Here is a 21,058-nt window from a genome sequence, read left to right as displayed (position 1 = left end):
CGGCTACAACGCCGTTGTGGGAATCGACTGCCAGCCCCTTAACACGGATACGGCAGACCAGCAGAACGCCTCGGTGGCCCGCTCGGTGCGCAACTTCAACCGTGCACTGGAGATCTGCAACACGCGCATCAACGCCGACGAGCTCAACGCCCTCCGTGCCATCGGCGACCGTGCAGGTCTCTCAGATCTGTTCGCCCGTGCGGTGAGCGGCCTTTCGTAATCCCTGACATCTAGAGACGGGCAGATAAATCAGCCCGCTGTTGTGACAAGACCCATAAATGGGCCTGGTTGTGATGGCGGGCCGTTTTCTTTTGGCAAAAACGTGTAAAATAGCGTATGCGCTGGTGGATGACTTTTTTGTGCCTGCTCGTCGTGGTGCCGTCGCAGGCACAAAATGCAATCGTACAAAACCGCTGTATGAGCTGCCATAGTGGGACAAAACCTGCGGGTGGGCTGGATCTCTCTCGCACGGATGCTCTGCGCCAAAACGCGAGCCGTATTGTCCGCGCCGTCGACTCAGGCCAGATGCCGCCCTCGGGGAAGCTCGCGGCAAGTGAGCTTGCTCAGCTCAAGAAAGCACTACCGACCATCACGACGCTTTGGTCGCTCAAACCCCTCAGCGGCAAGCCTGTGGGAATAGATACTCTGGTTCGAGCGGCGCTGGCTCAGAAAGGCCTGAAGCCATCGCCGGAGGCAGATAAGCGGACGCTGATCCGGCGGGTGACAGTGGACTTGACGGGCCTGCCGCCCACGCCGGGCGAGATCGCGGCATTTGTCACCGACACACGGCCCAGCGCCTATGAAAAACTCGTGGATCGGCTCCTGGCGTCTTCTGCGTATGGCGAGAAGTGGGCGAAGCACTGGCTGGATGTGGTGCGCTTTGGCGAGAGCAATGGCTACGAGCGCAATCTATTAAGAGAAAATGCCTGGCCGTATCGGGACTGGGTAATCGGCGCGCTCAATGCCGACATGCCCTACGACAAGTTTGTCAAAGCACAGCTTGCGGGCGATAGACTTGGGGAGCCAGCGGCGACAGGTTTTCTGGTAGCCGGGGTTCACGACGATGTCCCTAGCCCAGATGAGGTGCTGACTCGCCAGCAGCGTGCAAGCGATCTGGATGATATTGTCGCCACAACATCGGAGACTTTTCTCGGGCTGACGGTCGGCTGTGCGCGCTGCCACGATCACAAGTTCGATCCGATCCCACAGACCGACTACTACAAGCTCTGCGCGACATTTGCGGGAGTCTATCACGGCGAGCGGGAGCTCACAAAACAAAATACTGCGGCGCAGCAAAGGCAGTATCAGAGTGCGCTCTGGGATGTACGCAATCTTGCCAAAGCCGACCAGAAGCTCTCCGCGCTGGGCAATGAGGAAGCTTTCCCTCCCACCTACGCCAAGTTTGTCCGCTTCACCGTTCTCTCGACGCAGGACGGTGGGGAGCCGTGTCTGGACGAGCTGGCGATCTACGGCCCCGAGAGTTCCGAGAACCTCGCGCTCAACGGTAAGCCCACGGCCTCGTCATTGCTGCCAGGCTACCCCGACCACAAAATCTCACACCTCACCGATGGCTGGCTAGGCAATGCGTTCTCCTGGATCAGCAACGAGCCGGGCAAGGGCTGGGTGCAGGTCGAGCTGCCTCACGAGACCACCATCAGCCGTATCACCTGGGGCCGGGACGCATCAGGCCAGTTTAGCGATCGCCTCCCCGCCACCTATAAAATTGAAGTCTCCGAAGACGGCGAGCGCTGGCGCACGATTGCCAGCAACGAGACCCATGGAACCACCGAGCCAGCCCCTAGCGAGCGAGAGGCACTTCTGCGTAAAGCCCGCGAGCTGCGCGACAGCAAGCGTGCCTATCTCGGGAAGCTCGTCGCACCGGAGCCGGTCTATTTGCTCAAGCGCGGTGATGTGATGCAACGGCTTGAAGAAATCCAGCCCGGTGCGCTCACCGCAGTAGCCTCTCCCCCAGCCCCTCTCCAGCCCGGCGAAGAGGGGAGAATGTGGCTTGCGAGCTGGCTGGTACGGCGCGAGAACCCACTGACCTGGCGGGTGATCGTCAACCGTATCTGGCAGCAACACTTTGGGGTGGGGTTGGTTGCGACACCGTCGGACTTTGGCAACAACGGGGCCAAGCCCAGCAACCAAGCGCTGCTGGATAGCCTCGCCATCGGGTTCCGGGACAGCGGGCAGTCATTCAAGAAGCTCCACAAGCTCATCGTGACATCGGCGACCTACAAGCAGTCTGCGGTGACGCCTCAGCCAAAGGCGCAGGCGCTTGATGGCGGCAATCGCCTGCTCTGGCGCGGCCCTTTGCAGCGTATGGAGAGCGAGGCGCTCTGGGACGCGGTGCTGGCGACGAGTGGTACGCTCGACCGCACGCTTGGCGGCCCACCCTACCGGCTCTTTACCTACAAACAGGAGAACATTGCCTTCTATGGCCCCGCCACCAGCTACGGCCCCGAGACCTGGCGGCGCAGTGTCTATCGCATGGCCGTCAGAGCCGTCCGCGATAACTTGCTCGCCTCTTTTGACTGTCCCGAGAGCGCCCAGCGTGCCCCCAAACGAGAGGTAACCACCACGCCACTCCAGGCACTCTCCCTGCTCAACGGCCCGTTCGTCCGCGAGCAGGCCACGCACTTTGCCCAGCGCCTCCAAAAAGAAGCGGGCACGTCGCCCGAGAAACAAATCTCCCACGCCTTCCGCCTCGCTTTTGGTCGCAGCCCAAGCGCGGAAGAGCTCTCGCTCGCCCGTCCTCTGGTCGCTAAGGACGGCCTCCCTGCGCTCTGTCGCGCTCTCTTCAACGCCCATGAATTTCTGTATTACTAGCCAACCTCTCCCCCTAGCCCCCTCTCCCGGGCAGTCGTTCCTCCTTGGGAAAGGGGGATTTTATTATGAGTGACCGTCGTGCTTTTTTGGGAAATCTCGCCACGGGGCTAGGCTCCATCGCCCTCGCCAGCCTGCTCGCCGACGAAGCACAAGCCACAAACTCCCCCTCCTCCCGCGGTTATCGGGAGGAGGGGGCAGGGGGGAGGAGGGCTGCCAAGCGCGTCATCCAGATCTTCTGCCCCGGCGCGGCTAGCTCACTAGACATGTGGGACTACAAGCCCGGCCTGACCAAGCACGACGGTGAGGTACTCCCCGGTGGCGATGCACTGGTGACGTTTCAAGGCGGACAGGGCAAGCTGGCCAAGAGCCCCTATGGCTGGAAGCCCTACGGCAAGAGCGGCAAGTGGCTCAGCGACGCGGTGCCACATATCGCCCAGCACGCCGACGAGATTTGTTTTCTGCACGCCATGACCGCCAAGAGCAACACCCACGGGCCGGGGACGCTGCAGATGAACACGGGCTTCATCTTCGAGGGCTTCCCCAGCATGGGCGCGTGGGCGACGTTCGCACTGGGCAGCTTGACACAAGACCTACCCGCCTTTGTCGCCATCCCCGACGTGCGTGGCTTACCGGTCGCCGGGCCCGCCAACTGGAGCAATGGGTTTCTACCCGCCGCGTTTCAAGGCGTCGCGTTCAATACCGAAAAAGCCATCCCCGATTTAGACTTGCCCAAGGGCGCGTCGCCGGATAGCGAGAAACGAGTGCGGGGCTTTCTGGATGCGCTCAACAAGGGTTACGGCAAGCGCGCGCCCGGCTACACGGAGCTCGATGCGCGGCTGGCCAGCTACGCCCTCGCTGCAAGAATGCAGCTCTCGGCTCCCGAGGCGACGGACTTCTCGAAAGAGACGGCGGCGACCCACAAGCTCTACGGGACGGACAGTAGCAATCAGTATCTTGCAGCCTATGCGAAGAACTGTATTCTGGCGCGGCGCTTGGTCGAGCGCGGCGTGCGCTTTGTCCAGCTCTTCTGCGGTGCGTCGTCGTCCGCGGCGGAGGGCTCGATCAACTGGGATGCCCACCAGAGATTAAAATCAGACTTGGATCGGCACTGCCCGATTCTCGACCAGCCGACGGCGGCACTGCTCACGGACTTAAAGCAGCGTGGCCTGCTCGAAGACACACTCGTGATCTGGACCACGGAGTTTGGGCGCATGCCGACCTTCCAGGCCAAGAGTCAGGGCCGCGATCATAATCCGCAGGGCTTCACGGTCTGGATGGCGGGCGCGGGGGTCAAGGGCGGCTTTTCCTACGGAGCCACCGATGAGCTAGGCTGGAAGGCCGAGCAAAATGTCACCACCATCTACGACTTCCACGCGACGGTGCTGCATCTGCTCGGGCTGGATCATAAAAAGCTGACGTACTACCACAACGGAGCCAACCGCCGCCTCACCGATGTCCACGGTGAGGTAATTCGTGAGGTGCTTGCCTAGTGCTCGTGCGGCGTCTCTTTGACGGCGTTGCGGTTCCAGCCGGGCACTTCAATCACGACATCTTGAGTTCCGTTGGGGACGCACTGACAGCCAAGGCGGGACTTCAGGGTCAGCCCAGGCGCTTCTTCCAGCTGATCTTCTTCGTCTTCAGTGGCCTCGTTGACCGAGCTCCAGCCCTCTTTGACGATCACATGGCAGGTGGAGCAGGCGCAGACGCCGCCACAGGTGTGCTCCAGCGGGAGATCAAAGCCATCGCAGATATCCAAAATAGAGCCCGGTAGGCCGTTGTGGCCCAGTGGGAGCGACGACGGGTTGATCGTCAGCTCATGCCGCTCGCCGTCCATGAGGATCGTCAGCTTATAGGGTTGCTTGGGCTTCTCGTAAGAAACCGGTGCCGCGTAGGGATTCGTTCCAGCCATAGACCTCTGTTGTACCGTATAATCTCAACCAATGGCCACCCCGCTCTTAGAAATCCACGACCTAACAAAGTCTTTTGGACAGACTCCAGTGCTCGGTGGCATCTCGCTCTCCGTGAAAGAAGGCGAAGTGATCGGGTTGATCGGGGCAAGTGGGTCGGGCAAGTCGACGCTCCTGCGCTGCCTCAATCGCCTGGAAGTCCCCAGCGGGGGGACAGTGAGTTTCCAGGGCCGCACGGATCAAGATGAGAACACGCTGCGCCAACAGATTGGGATGGTCTTTCAGCGCTTTAATCTCTTTCCACATCTGACGGCGCTACAAAATGTCGCCCTCGCGCCCCAGAAAGTCCGCAAGCTCGACAAAGCGACTGCAGAGAAAGAAGCGCGCGAGCTACTGGCGCAGGTGCACCTAAGCGAGCACGCGGATAAGCTCCCGGCGCAGCTCTCCGGCGGCCAGCAGCAGCGGGTCGCGATTGCGCGGGCACTCGCGATGCAACCCGCCGTCCTGCTCTTCGATGAGCCAACCTCGGCGCTCGACCCAGAGCTGGTGGGAGAAGTTCTCGAGGTGCTCCGTGAGCTGGCGAAGTCAGGAAGAACCATGCTGGTCGCCACCCACGAGATGGGGTTCTGCCGAGAAGTCGCCCATCGCGTGTGCTTTCTAGACGCTGGGAAAATTCTTGAGGAAGGCCCCCCCGAGCAGCTCTTTGAGAACCCCAAAGAGCCAAGAACCCGAGAGTTCCTCGCCCGCATCCTGAAATAAAAATCCTGGAGAAAAAATGTCGTTTGTTCAAGATCGATTCGTGATAGGCTTCTGGCCCCCGCGTGACTTCGCCAGCGAGGCGCGCTACAGAACCCTGGTCGAGGCAGGCTTCAACCTGGTTCTGCTCAACTTTGGCAACCAGCCCACCGCACCGCGCCTCAAACCACTCCAGAAATTTGGCCTCAAGGCACTGGTCTGGACGGAGGGCGGTGATCCCAAGAGCTGGCCGACCGATAAGAACATCTGGGGCTACGCGCTCCAGGACGAGCCCAACGCAGCGGAGTTCCCCAAGCTCCGGGAGCAAGCAGAGGCGATCGAGCGACTCTATCCGGGAAAGCTGGCCTATGTCAACCTCTTCCCCGACTACGCTAGCCCCGGCCAGCTGGGCTCACCCGACTACAAAACCCATGTTCGGCAGTTTATCGAGACGGTCAAGCCTGGCGTGCTCTCCATGGACCACTACCCCATCTTCAAGCCCGATACCGATGGTCGGGACCGCTACTGTGGGAATCTGGCGGTGATGCGGGAGCAGTCGCTGGCGGCGGGGATTCCGTTCTGGAACTACTTCAACACCATGCCGTATGGTCCCCACACCGACCCCACCGAGTCGCAGCTCCGCTGGCAGATCTTTGCATCGGTGGCCTACGGTGCCAAGGGCGTGCTGTACTTTTGCTACGATACCCCCGACGGCGGAGAGTTCCCCAAGGGCGGGGGAATTCTCGCCCGTGATGGCACCAAGACCCGCCACTACGAGCACGCCAAGCGCCTCAACGCCGAGCTACGCGCCCTTGGCCCTACCCTGATGCAGCTCACCAGCACCGGGGTCTACCGCGTCACCCCCACGGACACGCCCGCCGAAGCGCTCAAGGGCTCCGGGCTTCGGGACCTCAAGCGGGATAAGGTCGATCCGCCGGGGGATTATCTCGTCGGAGCGTTTCGCCACAAAGACGGCCGCCGCGCAGTGCTCCTTCAGAACTACCGCTTCGCCTACTCCGCCTGGCCCACCGTGGTCTTCGATGCGCCCCTAGAGAGTGTCCGCGAGGTCAGTAAAGAGACAGGAAAAGAGGCTCCCGTCCGCGACGAGAGCCCCAACATGCCTGGCCTCCAGCTCTCCCTCGGCGACTCTGAGGGACGGCTGTTCTTGTTACCGAGCTAGTACCCGCGCCGTCCGCTACCAAAGTTGCGGCTCCCCGCGGAGCGCCCCCCACTGCCGTTGCCTCCCAGCGACTTGGGGCTGGGGAACTGGCGGGGCTGCTGGTTCTGCGAGCTACGTGCTCCGGTGAGGCGGTGCGGTGGTGTGGTCGGAGTCTCTGCCGTCTCCACGACCGACGGCGTGAAGTCAGTCGCCACCTTGCGCTCGATCTTTTTCTGGATCAGCTTCTCAATGGCGGTGACATAGGCACGCTCATCGGCGCTGACCAGAGAGATCGCCTGGCCCAGAGCACCAGCTCGGCCCGTGCGCCCGATGCGGTGGACATAGTCCTCAGGCACATTGGGGAGCTCGTAGTTCACCACGAACGGGAGCTGGTCAATATCGAGGCCACGAGCGGCGATATCCGTCGCCACTAAGACACGAACCCCGCCGGATTTGAACTCGGCGAGCGCCTTGGTGCGCTGTGGCTGGCTACGATCCCCATGAATCGCAGCGGCCTCAATCCCACTGCGCACCAGCTGCTTACACAGCCGGTCGGCTCCGTGCTTGGTGCGGGTGAAGATCAGCGACTGTCCCTTGAGTTCGGTGGCGAGCAGGTGCTCTAGAAGCTCGCGCTTGCTCTCTTTGGAGACGGCGTAGGCACACTGGGTCACCAGCTCGCTCTCTAAGTTCTCACGCGGCACTTCAACCCGGACCGGGCTGTCGAGCAGGCCATCGGCGAGGTCTTTGATCTCGTCGGAGAACGTGGCCGAGAAGAGCAGGTTCTGCCGACGGTGCGGCATCAGGGAGAGAATCTTCTTGATGTCGCGGATAAAGCCCATGTCTAGCATCCGGTCGGCTTCGTCTAGTACCAGAACCTCGACATTGCTGATATTGACGGTTCGCTGGCTGATGTGATCCAGCAGGCGGCCTGGCGTGGCAACCAGAATATCCACGCCTTTATTGAGCATCGTGATCTGAGCCCCGATCTTAACGCCCCCAAAGATCACCCCGGCTTTTAGGTTGAGGTGCGCGCCGTAGGTATGAACACTCTCCGCCACCTGTGCCGCAAGCTCACGGGTCGGTGTCAGAATCAGAGCGCGAACGGGCTGACGGCGCGGGTGGGCGGCGTTCTTACCCGTGCTCAGTTTCTGGAGCAGAGGCAGCGTAAAGCCTGCTGTCTTACCCGTGCCTGTCTGGGCGGCGGCAAGAACATCACGGCCCTCTAAGATCAAAGGGATTGCCTGAGCTTGAATGGGAGTCGGCTCGGTATAGCCAGAGTCGCTCAGGGCACGCAAAAGCTCGGCACGCAGGCCGAGGGATTCGAAAGTCATTAAAAAATCTCCTGAAAATCGGCCTACGACTATCTCTGAAAGTTTAAGAAAATAGCGCCGGTTCAGGCAGATTCAAACGTGGTTTAAACGCAGTTTTGTGGTGCAGCGAGGACTCAGAAGGAGAAGCAAACCGGAGTGCGAAATCCACCAGCGATGCACAATTGTCAATAAGACACAGCACTGTATCATGACTGTCGAGCCTCCGCCAGCTACGGGCGCCGGTGGACAAAAAGGCAGCTTGCACAGATCAGGCTCTTGGGGGCTTCTCGGAGGAGAATCCGAGCCTCGCTAGAGGCTCTTGAGAGTCCCACGGACATAGCCCACCGACTCGGCGAGGCCCAGCACAGGCTCTTTGGCATCTTTTTCGTACTCAAAGCCGACATTCCCGGTGAACTTGATGGCGATCAGAGCCTTGAGAATCGCGGTAATGTCCAGCCCACCACGCCCCACTTCAATCGGCTTGCCATTGGGCGCAACCACGCTAACATCTTTCAGGTGAATGTCATAAACTCTGTCGCGGCAGTCTAAGATCGCCTTGGCAGGGTCTTTCCCGGCGCGCGCACAGTGGCCCACGTCCACGCACAGCCCGATACGCTTGTCAAAGCCCTTGGCGGCGTTATAGGCTTCGTAGGGCGTCGGGAAGTTTTTATCTTCCGGCCCATGATTGTGCAGCGCAAGCTTAATATCAAACTCCTTGACCAGCTTGTCCAGAATCGGGATCGAGTCGAGGGGCGGGGCGCAGACCATGGTTCCAATTCCCGTGGCTTTGGCATACTCAAACGCCGCCCGCATGCTCGCCTCGTCTTTCATGCCCACATTGCCCACCGAGAGCGGCGTGATTCCCGCCGCCTTGAACTTCTCGACAATGGCTTTTAACTCTTCCGGAGTCGCCTTCATCGGCAAGTGAGAGTCCTTGAGCGAGCAGGTCTTGATCGCCAGCCGCTGGAGCACCGTGATCGCCGCATCCGTGGTCAGATTACGAAGCGTGTAGGTCGCCACCCCGATATTGAGTGTATTTGCTTTCATGATTTTAGAGTTCGTCAAAGTCTGCATAAAACCCTGCAAATCCTGCTACTTCTTCATACGATCTGGAACGGGAATATTTAACCACCCAATATGATTTGTCCAACGTCCCGGTCCATCTGGTTTTCGAGTAATCAATGCTATTTTAGGCCCTCGAACAGGGTCTTTAACACGCCTGACACGAATTAAAAGGTCCTCAAGATGAGAAATATAAAATGGAACTTCCTGTTGTATTTCTTGCAATACATTCCTTAAAAAGGGAAGTGCTAATGCCATTCCAACTGCTGATTTTGAAACATTATCTAGTTCCTGAAATTTAATTTTTTTATCCTTCAATTTCTGAATTATAGGATCATGTTTATTCAATAAATAATCATGACATACCTTAGCCAATCCCATTGCATTGTTGGCCCCGACATATACTTTATTATTATCTTGATTATCCGATTTTATTAAATATCTAACAAGAGGATCTGGTATAATTGCAAATATAGCATCTCTCCAATTAGAAATATTAACATTCATAGGAATTGCTTTCCGCCTAATAACAAACCGATCTTTATTTTTTACAAAATCAAGTCCGAACATTCTAGCAACAGTACGAGAGATTTTTTCAGCACCACTGTATTTTAACCCCGAAAAAGAAAAAGACTTACCCTTAAGATTATCTTTTATTTCTAAAATATTTATTGAACGATTTATCTCATTTTCAATATCACCCAGGGTTGCTTTTTCATTAATATACTTATCTTTATTATTTATCTGATTTCCTGTTCCAGGAATTTTGTATTCACGTGGCCTTAGTGAATGAAAATTTAATTGTCCATTTTTATCCCGTCTTGGAATTAGCGAACCTACAATAGTATCCATATTTTCTTTCTTAGAAGACAAGTAAGAATTTTTTAAAAGATCAATTTCCGTCATATTTTGCCTTCCAATATAAAATATATCAATCAAATACGATGTTTTTAATAAATTTTCAAATATATCTTTTCTTTTTCCGGTTAATTGATTTACTCGCATACCCTCTCCTTCCATTAAGAGAAGTTCCTGTTGCGATACAGAGCCAATAAAATCATGAATATAAGTTGCCTTGACATCCAAACCTTCTCTCGTATTCATCGGAGGGCAAATACCTTCAGTGATTTTTATAATATCAATCATTGAATCTCTTAATTCTTCGAGACTAATACAGGGAATATCGCCAGCCTTCGTATACTTCTTCTTAAGAATAAGTACTGAGCCTTCTCTAATGTAGATATAATCACATAAAATTACAATTTTCTTAATCTTAGCGTCATAGGTTTCTTTCGATAATAAAATCCTCTCCACTTCCATCTGTTTTTCTTTTGTAATAACAGGCTGTCCCTCACATAACATTGTAAGATGACTTAGATTTGATAATGACTTCAATGTGTCTTTCCAGGAAAAATCTGAGGCTTTTGAATTCTTAACTAAACAAAAGCAACACAAAAAAATCAATAAAATATTGAAATATCGTTGTATCATACTATAACTCCACTGTATTTTTTTTCTGATGAAGAAATATCTATATCTCTTCATCAGAAAAATAAGTCAGTAATGACTAGAAATAGGAGTTCCAAGCACGATGCCCAATCGCATGTGCATAGGTACTACCTGTAAAACTACCATACACTGCAGTTATAGCAGTAACCGTTCCATCTAAGACAAATATATCGTCTTCAGGGGTATATGTATCAATATCACTCCAACTTGTATTTCCTTGAATATTACCTACTCCAAAATTCACTGCACCATATCCAGTATTTGCCTGAAGTGTCGCATAAGAACCACCATCATGAACTTCTATGCAGGTAGGACTTGAACTCCCTGTCCATGTATAAGTCTGCTTGAAGATGACACTTGCTGTAGCGCCATCGTAGGCAGTACTACCATATTCACTATTACCTTGGCTTACCTGAATGTCAGCTTTTGCATAAAAACCATTAATGGGATTATCATCAGAATCAGTATCTAAATCCCATTCACGCATTTTCATCCCTACAGATGCATTAACATGAACACCTGAGTCATATGGGGACAAATATGAATCAACAACTTGCAGTGTACCTTCAGTCCACCCTGCATAAGCAACACTAGAAAAACCAAATAACGGAAGAACAGAGAGTCCTACAGCAAATAGGACTTTATGGCAATTAAACATCTAACAACCTCCCTGATTTTCTTTTCTTCCAGAAGAGTTTTCTTCCAGAAGAGTTTTCTTCCAGAAGAGTTACCAGCTAATTGTACCCTAATGAACCTGACAAAGTCAATATATTGATCTTAAAATTTTACCTGGGTGCGAACCAGTGAGCTGACTATTTCGGAGCACAGGAACCCCGTTAACCAGCATATCGGTGAGGCCCACGGGTTTGGCCTGTGGGTCTTTGGTCGTGGCGGTGTCGTGGATGGTCTTGGGATCAAAAAGCACGAGATCGGCCTTCTTGCCGGGGGCGACCTGGCCGCGATCCGTGAAGCCAAAGCGGCTTGCAGGAAGCGCACTGGCCTTGCGAACCGCCTCTTCGAGCGAGAGCACGCGCTCCTCACGGACGTACTTGCCTAAAATCCGAGGATAGCTCCCCGCGCCGCGTGGGTGCGAGCCGCGCAGGCCACCGTCGGTGCAGAACATGATCTCGGGATGGCTCAGAAACGCATACAAATCGCGCTCCTGCATCGCCGTCACCACGACTCCCACCGCGCCATTGGCCGCTTTCACCATTTCCATTGTCAGGGTGACCGGGTCTTTCTTCTGCTCCGCCGCCACCTGCGCCAGGGTCTTACCGACAAACGCAGGCTGCGGGGCGTAGCCGGTGATCAGGATATTCTTCGCCCCCCCGACCTCCGCGAGCGCCTTCTCCCAGAGTGCGGGCTTGTCCCACTCGCGGGTGGTCAGCAAGACGATAATACTGCTCTGCCAGTAGGTGTAGGGGTAGACATCCGCCGTGACCGAGACGCCACGCCGCTTGGCCGCGTCCATGCGCTGGAAAACCTCGCGCGTCTTGCCCCACACCGGCGATGAGCCCAGCTTGATGTGGCTAATCTGCGCCGGGACATGCGCCTCGGTGGCGATCTGGATCAGCTCCTCGAAGCTTTCGAGCGCCCCCTCTTCTTCATCACGGACATGGCTGATGTAAAAGCCCGCCAGCTCCGCCAGCGCAATTACTTCCTCGGCCTTGGCGTAGATTCCCGGGTCGTACTCCAGTCCGGAGCTCAGGCCCAGCCCCCCGGCTCGCACTTCTTGCGCCACCAGCGCTCGCATCTTACGAACCTCGTCGGGGCGAGCGGGGCGCTTGTAGTCGTCGCCCATTACTTTCCCGCGCACGGTGCCGTGCCCGATAAAGCTGGCGATATTGAGCGCGGGCGGGGTCTGCGTGAGCTTGGCAAACCACTCGTCGAGCGGGAAGTTATGGCCGCCGTCTTGCCCGACAATCGCGGTCGTGATCCCCTGGCGGAGCTGCGTCTCGGCATCGAGGTTGGTGAGAAGCCCCCCGTCGGCGTGGCTGTGGGTGTCGATAAAGCCCGGCGCGACCACCTTGCCGCGGGCCTCGATCACGGAGTCGGCCCGCAGCCCCTCCCCAACTGCCTTGATGGAGTCGCCCTCCACCAGCACATCAGCGCGGCGGAGCTTGCCGCCCGTTCCATCGGCGACCAGACCACCACGAATCAGATAGGACATGGAGCGATTGTACCCGCTTGCTCTACGCGGAGCGTTTTAGCTCCATGCCGCGCATGGTTCCGGTGCTGGAGGCGAACTTGTCGGTCTCAAGCCCGAAGCGCTGGAGGATATTGACGAAGAGATTCGGGAGCGGGTAGTTACGCTCTCGGTCGAAGGCGAGGTGCTGGCCATGCTGGAAGCCGCCACCGGCAAAGAGTACGGGGAGGTTGGTGGTGACGTGAGTATTGGCGTTGCCCATGTTGCTGCCGTAGAGCACCATGGTGCGGTCCAGCAGGGTCTCGTTGCCTTCTGGATGGGACTTAAGCTCGGCAAAGAGGCCCGCCAGGAGCTTCATGTGCTCACGGTCAATGCGCTCTAGCTCCCTCATCTTGGTCGTGCTCTTACCGTGGTGCGAGAGGTTGTGGTAGCCATCGGAGACTGCCTTGCCCTCAACCGTGATCGCGGGGGAGTTCACGGAGTCGAGCATGAGTGTGATATTGCGGGTGGAGTCGGTGGCAAAGGCGAGGTGCGCCATCTGGTACATCAGGCGGGTCTTGTCCATGTACTCGCGTGGGTCTCTGAGGTCCACGGGCTGCGCGACGCTCACCACCGGGCGGGGCTTTTTCTCCCACTCGGCGGCCTGCACGAGGCGCTGCTCCAGGTCACGCACGCCCGAGAAGTACTGGTCGAGGCGCTCCCTATCTTTTACACCGACCTGACGGCTGAGCTTGCTGGTCTGCTCCGCGACCGTGTCCATGATGCTGCGCCCCAGTGCCAAGCTCCGCGCCTGTGCCTGCACTTCGTCGGGGGAACCGCCTAGAAAGAGCTTCTTAAACACCTCTGACGGCCGGTTTTCCGTGGGGATCAGCACGCCGTTGGCCGTACACGAGAGGCTCCGCGAGCCATTGACCCCCAGCGTGAGCGACGGGAACCGCGTGAGATTGCCGATGCGCTCCGCGACGTACTGGTCCAGCGAGATGGTGTTGCGGAAGCCACCGCTCGACGGGTGCGGCGCGGCGGTGAGAAAGCAGATGTCCGCAGGGTGTCCACCATCTACATCGGGGTGCCAGACCCCACTCATCACCGTGAAGTCGTCGCGGAAGTTTTTGAGGTGCTCCAGATAGGGCGAGAACGTATAGCCACGTCCTGCTTGGTCTACTGCTGGGAAGAACTTGTCGGGGAGCACGCCTAGGTTGTTGCAGATGCCAAAGAAGCGGCGTGGGACGGACTTTTGGGAGTCCATGCGGGCGAAGGCGGGCTCCATGGCATCGAGGAGGGGAAGCCCTAGCAGGACACCAGCTCCACGCAGAAAGTGGCGCCGTGAGAGAGCTTGCCGTGTGAGGATATGAACGGTTTTCATGGTCTTATTTGTTCCTGAAGAGGTCGCTGGCGATCACCTGATGGAGCAGGGACTTCACTCCATAGCCACTGGGTTGGGTGCGGCTCAGGATCGCCTCAATCTGTGCCCGGTCGCCGAACTGAACGGGTGCGCCGGTGGCGTAGGTCACGAGCTGCCGCGCGAGGTTGCGGGCTATACCGCGCTCATCACGAAGAAACAAGCGCTTCAGCTCACGGATGTCTGCAAACGTGCGGCCATCGGGGAGGGTGCCGGAGCAGTCCACGGGCTGGGCAGCATGGAAGTAGAAGGGCTGGCCGTTCTGGCCAAAGCCTAGCTCCGTCTTGCCGTCTTTCTCCCCTATGCCTCGGTAGCGCTCACGCCAGCCCCCAAAGACATCGAAGCTCTCTAGTGCGAAGCCTGCCGGATCAATCTTGGTGTGGCAGCTGCGACACTCGGGCTGCGTCCGGTGCTTGGCCAGGAGCTCCCGAATGGTCGTCGCCCCTCGAATATCGGGCTCGACCGCAGGGACGGCGGCGGGCGGAGGCGGCACGTGCAGCCCCAGGATGCGCTCGTTGATCCAGACCCCACGGAGCACGGGCGAGGTCGTGGTGCCGTTTGCCGTCACCTTCAAGACACTCGCCTGGGTGAGCAAACCGCCCCGCACGGAATCTTTAGGCAGTGGGACGCGCCGGATAGCAGCTCCCTGAACATTAGGGAGGTTGTAGAGGGTCGCGAGCCGGTCGTTGATCGTCACAAAGTCTGAGGCGACGATATTTCGTGCGGGCAGGTTCTTGCGGATCAGCTCGGTGAAAAATGCCTGCGTTTCCTCGACCGCCGACTCCACGAGGTAGTCATCCAGGTAGTAGTCCACGTAGAGCGTCTCATCGGGCGAGACATCTCCCGCTTTGCGCAGATCCAGCCAGTAGTCTAAAAACGCCTCGACAAAGCGGCGGGAGCGCGGGTCGGCCAGCAGGCGGTCGGTTTGGGCGGCGAGCACTTTCGGGTCCTTGAGCCTGCCCTGCGCTGCCAGCGCCCGCAGCGTCTCGTCGGGCTCCGTGTTCCAGAGGAAGTACGAGAGCCGCGTCGCCAGTGCAAAGTCGTCGAGCTGCCCAGGCTTCTCTTCCAGCGTCACAAAAGCGGGCGAGCAAAGAATCCCGGAGTAGGTCGCCAGCAGCGCCTCGGTGAAGCTTGAGCCCGTGCTCCGTGCGCTCTTAAAAAGCTTCAGAAAGAGCTGGGCATCGGCCTCCTGCACCGGGCGGCGTAGGGCACGCTTCAGAAAGCCACGGATCAGCCGCTCGCCCTCTTTTTCGGGGTCTTTCGAGACAATCTCAAGCTGCCCCCTTTCCACGGCTTTGATGGGCAGGTCGCCACAGAGTAGGCGCACCCCAGGCGTAGGCCAAGCGTCGTAGAGCGGCCCTTCCACCTCCAGCCACTGGAAGGCGACTCCGGGCTGGCCCTCAGGCGTTGCCCGCGGGGTATGCCAGCCTGTCGTTATCTTGCGCTTGGGGTCATCCGAGGGCGGGCGCGAGCGAAAGAGGCGGGCGGCATCGGGCAGAATAGACTCGCCCTTGATGAGCTGAACCTCTAGCTCGCGCACCGCCGAGTCGGGGACGATGTCCACCGTGCCCAGACGGCGCTGCTGCTGCGGATGGGAGCTGGCGTAGAGGGTCACCGGCTCCTGGGTTCGCCCCCGTGAGATCTTGGTGCGGCTGGCCCGCCACCACTGCTTCTCGTTGTCCGGGCCGGACCAGAACGTGTGGGCGCGAAGCCGAATTCGGTAGCGCCCGGAAACCGGCGCATGGAAGCGATCAAACTCGGGCTGGATCGGCTCGTAGGCGCTCGCCACCACACCGAGGGCTTCAAGCTCACGCTTCGCAGGGTCTTTCTCCCCGACCGTCATGGGGGCTTTCTTCTCCAGCACCGGAAGATCCGCCTCCTCGCCCAGAATCGGGAAGGTAGCCCGCGCGGTGGCATCGGAGTAGGCAAAGCCTGCCTCCACCAGTCCCGCAAACGAGCGCTGCTCCCGTGCGTAGTAGCGCTTCGTCGTGGTCTCGGTTCGCGCCACTCCTTGGGACAGCACTTCCTTCAGCGCGGCATTGGCGGCCTCTAAGTAGCGCACCATCTGGACATGGGAGACATCCAGCGCCGTGCCGACTTTATTGAAGCGGGCCGCGATACCGTCCTCGGGGAGCATGGGCTTGAGCTGGAGCCACGGCGCACCGAGCAGATCCCGCACGGTGTTCTCGTACTCGTAGCGGTTCATGCGCCGCCAGACCGCACGACCGTCGCGCTTGATCCGCGCGGTCTCCGTGGCGAGCATCGGGGCGGCCAGCGCCTTTAGAAACGCCGCACGTGCCGCCGGTTTGGGCGCGGGGGAGCCGGGCGGGGGCATCTCCCCGAGCTGCACGCGGTCGTGAACTTTCACCCAAAGCTCAAAGACTTTAGGATCGTTGAGGCGCAACGCCAGCGCCGTCAGATCGAGCTTGCCCTCTTTGAGGCTGGGGTTGTGGCAGGCGATACAGTTTGCTTTAAGGAACGCCTGGACACTTGGCGCAGGCACGGTTGTTGGTTTGCTCTGGGGCGTCGCCGCCGAGAGCGCCCCCAGTCCAAGGGTGAGGGCCGCGCCGGATACCAGCCGCCCCGAGAGCTTTCGTTGTCTCTTTTGAAGTTTCATGGCACTATGAACTCACTTCTCTTTAGTTTACGCCACTTTTCTACGATGAGACAGTCCTGCTACGAATTTTATTCGTAATTTTTCGCCGCCCGAGCCCACCCGCAGAACCCACCCTGTATCATGGAGGGTTGGGGCGCGGAAACATGTTCCATTTGCCGTGGTTTCAAACCAACTTGTACCAAGGCAACACCAAGAGGGGGCTCAAATGTGGGATAAGCCTCTAGCCACCGAAATACTTGCAAACCAAGATTTTCATCCATCATGACAACTCGTGCAAGAACAAGCCGGATAAGGCCACTTTCCGGATGAACACTCGAAGCCGCACTCGCTCATGCCGATCACTGATTACAAGAGCCGATCACTGATTACAAGAATCGTCTTTGGCCTCGTTGCGTAGATCCCTCCCCCAACCCTCCTCCGTAGAGGGTGAGTTCTGCGGGTGGGTTCGGGTTCAGTCCAGGTACATAAACTCGCTAAGATTCAGCAGAGACAGGCAGAGATAGGTCTGGGCCTGCTGGTCGGTGGCGCCTTTGAAGCGCAGGTTGTCGAGTAGCCTTGTGCAGCGGGCGAGCTCGGTTTGTGTGGGCTCGCGCTGGGTGATGAGGGCGAAGGCGCGCTTGATGAACGGGACCGGGCGGTCGGTGGCGTCTTTCTTGACACGGTCGGCGAGGACTTGCGCCTGCTGGTTCATGAGCGTGGAGTTGAGCATCGCCAGCGCCTGGGTCGGTTGGACGGTGGCAAAGCGCGTCGGATTGGTGCGGTCGGTCTCGGCGGCGTCGAAGCTCTCCAGCATCGGGTAGAGCAGCGAGCGCTTGGCGAAGATATAGATGCTGCGGCGGTTCTTGTCCTGTGGGCTCATGCGATCTGGGTACCAGTCCTTGCCGGGGATCGACTGCCCCGCCAGCACCTCTTTCTGGATGTCGGGGTAGACCGACGGCCCAAACTGCGCCAGATTGAGGTTCCCACAGACCGCCAGCACCGAGTCGCGCACCTCTTCGGCGGTCAGGCGGCGCATGTCGAAGCGCCAGAAGAGCTCGTTCTCGGGGTCGGCCTTGAGGGCATCAGGGCGGGCTTTGGAGGACATCTGGTAGGTGCTGGAGAGCAGGATCAGCCGGTGGATGGCCTTCATGCTCCAGCCCTTCTGCACAAACTCAGACGCCAGCCAGTCGAGGAGCTCGGGGTGTGTGGGGGCCGCGCCTTGGAGGCCGTAGTCGTTGGGGGTGCGGACAATCCCGCGCCCGAAGTGTCCCTGCCAAAGACGATTCACCATCACACGCGCGGGGAGTGGGTTCTTAGGGTCGGTGATCCACTTGGCCAGCGCCGTACGCCGCCCTGCCGAGCTGGGAAGCGGCGTGGGATTGGCGATTCCCCCGCCAAGACACTGTGGAAAACCGGGCTCAACTTTATCGCCCGGAGTCTCGCGGCTACCGCGCTTGAGGATAAACGTCTCAGCGGACTTCGGGCCGGTCTCCGTCACGACCAGCATCTTATTGGCCGCAATCTCGGCCTTTTCTAGCTCCTCCACTTCCTTAGCGAGCTTGGCCTGCTCCGCCGCCAGGTTCTGGTCGAGCTGGCCTTTGTAGGCGGCGAGCTGGACGGGCACGCCCAGAGCGCCTGTGTTCTTGGCGGGCGAGAGCGGGCGACGGCCAAAGCCAGGCCCGGCCCAAGCAACATTCAGCCCCAGCGGCGAGGGCCCACTCTGGAAGTACTCCACCCGGAGCGCCACTTTGCCTGCTGGAAGGGTGATCTTCGCGCGCTTCTCCTTGCCCTCGCCATGGGAGCCGTCGTAGTCGATCAGCTTCTGGCCACTGACAAAGACCCGCGAGCCATCATCGGAGTCCAGCCAGAGCGTGTACTCCCCAGCGGCGGGCGCGTTCAGGCTCCCCATCCAGAGCTGGGCAAAGCTGGCATCGCGCTGCTTCACTGAGAGATCGACCGTGGTAGCCATCCCGGAGGCGGCGGGCGTGAGCTTGTCAAAGTCGGGGAGGGCGCCGAAGCTGCCTTCGTAGTACTTCCAGCTTAAGTCCGTGAGATCGCCAGGCTTGAGCAGAGCGTCGCGCTTCTGGAGAAACTCTTGCTGGAGCGCCGCGACGCGTGCTTTCTTAGCGGCGATCTGCTCCGCTCGCTCTTTGACGCGCTTCTCGTAGTCGGCTTTTTCGGCATCGCTCTCAAAAAGCATTTTTTCGTCGGTTGCGCCGCCGTTTTTGAAATAGTTGATGTTTTGGAAGATCGCGACAAACTGGTAGTAGTCTTTGGTGGGAATGGGATCTATTTTATGGTCATGGCAGCGGGCGCAGTCCAGCGTCAGCCCTAAGAAAGCCTGCCCAACGGTCGTGACCATGTCATCCATGCTGTCGTAGCGAGACTGCTCAGCGTCGACGGGCTCATCGTCCCAGACCCCAAGGCGATAGAACCCCGTGGCGATCTGCGTCTCATTGGTAGCATCGGGCAGCTCATCGCCCGCGAGCTGCTCCGTTAAGAAGCGATTGTAGGGCTTGTCGGCGTTGTAGCTCTTGATGACATAGTCCCGGTAGCGCCAGGGGTTGGGTTTGGGATTATCGCGCTCGTAGGAGTTCGTCTCAGCAAAGCGCACTAAGTCCAGCCACTGCCGCCCCCACTTCTCTCCGTAGTGCTTGCTTGCCAGCAGCTTCTCGACCAGTTTCTCGTAGGCTTTCGGGTCAGAGTCACGCGCAAAGGCGGCGACTTCCTCGGGCGTGGGCGGCAGTCCAATCAGGTCGTAGGTGACGCGGCGGATCAGCTCACGACGGCTTGCAGGCAGGTTGGGCAGGAGCTTCTTTTTCTCCAGCCGCGCCAGCACAAACGCGTCAATCGGATTCTTGACCCACTCCTCAGCCAGCACGGGATTTTTGATTTTGGGCACAGCGGCACGCTTGACCGGCTGGAACGACCAGTGGTCACTCTTCCCCCCGGCTCCCCCCTTCTTGGGAGCGGAGGGGGCCATAGGCCACTTTGCGCCGTCTTTGATCCACAGCGCGAGTGCCTCTTGCTCGGGGATTGCGAGCTTACCGCTCGGGGGCATCTTCACCTTGCCGTCGTAGCGAACCGCCGCCAGCACCTTCTGCGCCGTCGCTGCATCAAAAGCCTTGTCGAGCCGAACGCCGCCTTGCGCAGCATGCTCGCCGTGGCAGGTGACGCACTTGGCCAAGAGCAAGGGCCGCACTTTTGACTCGAAAACAAGCCCCCCCGCTGGGCGGGGGCGGGGGGGTTGGCTTCCCCATGTCGCCGTCGCCAGCAAAATTGCTCCACAAAGAACGCCCCACGATTTATGCATGGTGTTTATTATGACGCATCATCGGCTACAATAGGGGCTATGAAGCGGACAATGGGAGTTCTTTTTGGTGGGCTTTTACTCGGTGTGAGTTTAATGCCGGGTAAGGCGCAGGAGCCAGTGAATGCGGAGTTCTTTGAAAGAAAGATTCGCCCGATCCTCACGGCGCGCTGTGTTTCGTGTCATGGGCCCGATGTCCAGCAGGGAAACCTGCGCCTCGACAACGCCTCCTCGCTAAAAAAAGGCGGGGCACGCGGGGCGGCTCTCCCAGCCAATGGGACACTGCTCAAGGCGGTGAGCTACACCAGCTCGTCGCTCCTGATGCCTCCCAGTGGCAAGCTCCCCGCAGGCGAGATCGCGCTTTTAGAGCAGTGGGTTAAAGGCGGTGCGCCGATGCCAAATTCCGTCCCCACTAGCTCCCCCGTAGGACGGGGGCCGGGGGGGAAGAGTTTTGATCTGACGCAGCGTCGCCAGCACTGGGCCTATAAGCAAGTCCGGCGTCCGCTAGAGCCACCGATGGACAAGAGCGGCATAGACTCTTTCGTGCTCGCGAAGCTACAAAAATCGGGGCTAAAGATGGCTCCCGAGGCCGACAAGCGCACGCTGATTCGCCGCGTGACGCTCGACCTGACGGGCCTGCCGCCCAAGCCCGACGAAATCACGGCGTTTCTGGCCGACAAATCGCCCGGTGCTTACGAGAAAGTGATAGATCGCTTGCTGGCATCCCCCGCTTACGGCGAGCGCTGGGCACGGCACTGGCTGGACTTGGTGCGCTACGCCGAGTCGATGGGCCATGAGATTGATTTTGATATCCCCGAGGCGTTCCAGTACCGCGACTATGTCATTCGTGCGCTCAACGCCGATGTGCCCTACGATAAGTTCCTCACCGAGCACCTCGCGGGTGATCTCTTGCCGACGCCACGCTACGATAAGACCACGGGGCGCAATGAGTCGCTGACGGCCACCGGTTTTGTCTGGCTAGGTGAGGGCAAGCACTCGCCCGTCGATATCAAGCAGGAGCAGGCCGACCGCATTGACAACCAGATCGATGTGATCGGCAAGGCGATGCTGGGGCAGACCCTAGCCTGCGCCCGCT

Annotated in this window: 15 protein-coding genes; 6 read left to right on the top strand and 9 right to left on the bottom strand. The window is 58.5% G+C overall.

The annotated features are described in order from the left end of the window. From AC1XOS_RS06755 to AC1XOS_RS06745, 3 genes are all read left to right on the top strand, one after another. On the top strand, positions 1 to 220 hold a 220-nt coding region (locus tag AC1XOS_RS06755), incomplete at its 5' end, for a hypothetical protein (protein ID WP_481961456.1). Between the two features lie 116 nt (positions 221 to 336). Further along, positions 337 to 2,829, top strand: a complete 2,493-nt coding sequence (locus tag AC1XOS_RS06750) for a DUF1553 domain-containing protein (RefSeq protein ID WP_481961455.1) — start codon at positions 337 to 339, stop codon at positions 2,827 to 2,829. Between the two features lie 65 nt (positions 2,830 to 2,894). Beyond that, positions 2,895 to 4,319, top strand: coding sequence for a DUF1501 domain-containing protein (locus AC1XOS_RS06745; protein WP_481961454.1), 1,425 nt, complete (start codon positions 2,895 to 2,897; stop codon positions 4,317 to 4,319). Here the strand turns inward: AC1XOS_RS06745 and AC1XOS_RS06740 are convergent. Then, on the bottom strand, positions 4,316 to 4,738 hold the full coding sequence (locus tag AC1XOS_RS06740; protein ID WP_481961453.1) for a 2Fe-2S iron-sulfur cluster-binding protein: 423 nt from the start codon (positions 4,736 to 4,738) through the stop codon (positions 4,316 to 4,318). The genes AC1XOS_RS06745 and AC1XOS_RS06740 overlap by 4 nt on opposite strands. 31 nt (positions 4,739 to 4,769) lie before the next feature. Here AC1XOS_RS06740 and AC1XOS_RS06735 point away from each other — a divergent pair, with 31 nt between their 5' ends. Both AC1XOS_RS06735 and AC1XOS_RS06730 read left to right on the top strand, forming a co-directional pair. Beyond that, positions 4,770 to 5,495 (top strand): amino acid ABC transporter ATP-binding protein, encoded by a 726-nt coding sequence (locus AC1XOS_RS06735; RefSeq protein WP_481961452.1) that lies wholly within the window; start codon positions 4,770 to 4,772, stop codon positions 5,493 to 5,495. 16 nt (positions 5,496 to 5,511) lie between these two features. Continuing rightward, the gene (locus AC1XOS_RS06730) at positions 5,512 to 6,651 is read left to right on the top strand and encodes a hypothetical protein (protein ID WP_481961451.1); all 1,140 of its coding nucleotides are present in this window, start codon (positions 5,512 to 5,514) and stop codon (positions 6,649 to 6,651) included. Here AC1XOS_RS06730 and AC1XOS_RS06725 read toward each other — a convergent pair. The 8 genes from AC1XOS_RS06725 to AC1XOS_RS06690 all read right to left on the bottom strand — a co-directional run bounded on the left by AC1XOS_RS06725 (position 6,648) and on the right by AC1XOS_RS06690 (position 19,965). Further along, a complete protein-coding gene (locus AC1XOS_RS06725; protein WP_481961450.1) occupies positions 6,648 to 7,961 on the bottom strand; it encodes a DEAD/DEAH box helicase in 1,314 nt (437 codons plus the stop codon). The two genes, AC1XOS_RS06730 and AC1XOS_RS06725, sit on opposite strands and share 4 nt — an antisense overlap. 288 nt (positions 7,962 to 8,249) lie before the next feature. Further along, positions 8,250 to 8,987, bottom strand: a complete 738-nt coding sequence (locus AC1XOS_RS06720) for a sugar phosphate isomerase/epimerase family protein (protein ID WP_481961449.1) — start codon at positions 8,985 to 8,987, stop codon at positions 8,250 to 8,252. Between the two features lie 45 nt (positions 8,988 to 9,032). Next, the gene (locus tag AC1XOS_RS06715) at positions 9,033 to 10,493 is read right to left on the bottom strand and encodes a hypothetical protein (RefSeq protein ID WP_481961448.1); all 1,461 of its coding nucleotides are present in this window, start codon (positions 10,491 to 10,493) and stop codon (positions 9,033 to 9,035) included. A 76-nt stretch (positions 10,494 to 10,569) separates the two neighbouring features. Further along, complete coding sequence (locus tag AC1XOS_RS06710; RefSeq protein WP_481961447.1) at positions 10,570 to 11,169, bottom strand: hypothetical protein; 600 nt, start codon at positions 11,167 to 11,169, stop codon at positions 10,570 to 10,572. Between the two features lie 105 nt (positions 11,170 to 11,274). Further along, a complete protein-coding gene (locus AC1XOS_RS06705; protein WP_481961446.1) occupies positions 11,275 to 12,681 on the bottom strand; it encodes an N-acyl-D-amino-acid deacylase family protein in 1,407 nt (468 codons plus the stop codon). A 22-nt stretch (positions 12,682 to 12,703) separates the two neighbouring features. Next, the gene (locus tag AC1XOS_RS06700; RefSeq protein WP_481961445.1) at positions 12,704 to 14,020 is read right to left on the bottom strand and encodes a DUF1552 domain-containing protein; all 1,317 of its coding nucleotides are present in this window, start codon (positions 14,018 to 14,020) and stop codon (positions 12,704 to 12,706) included. Positions 14,021 to 14,024: 4 nt separating this feature from the next. Further along, positions 14,025 to 16,673 (bottom strand): DUF1592 domain-containing protein, encoded by a 2,649-nt coding sequence (locus AC1XOS_RS06695; protein ID WP_481961444.1) that lies wholly within the window; start codon positions 16,671 to 16,673, stop codon positions 14,025 to 14,027. Positions 16,674 to 17,124: 451 nt separating this feature from the next. Next, positions 17,125 to 19,965, bottom strand: coding sequence for a DUF1553 domain-containing protein (locus AC1XOS_RS06690; protein ID WP_481961443.1), 2,841 nt, complete (start codon positions 19,963 to 19,965; stop codon positions 17,125 to 17,127). 39 nt (positions 19,966 to 20,004) lie between these two features. On the opposite strand from AC1XOS_RS06690, the gene AC1XOS_RS06685 reads away from it, so the two are divergent. Then, positions 20,005 to 21,058: DUF1549 domain-containing protein (locus tag AC1XOS_RS06685; RefSeq protein WP_481961442.1), on the top strand; the 1,054-nt coding region annotated here is incomplete at its 3' end.

It is taken from the genome of Armatimonas sp., assembly GCF_964826245.1.
The sequence above is the reverse complement of the archived record's forward strand: the minus strand, read 5'-3'. Positions and strand labels throughout refer to the sequence as shown.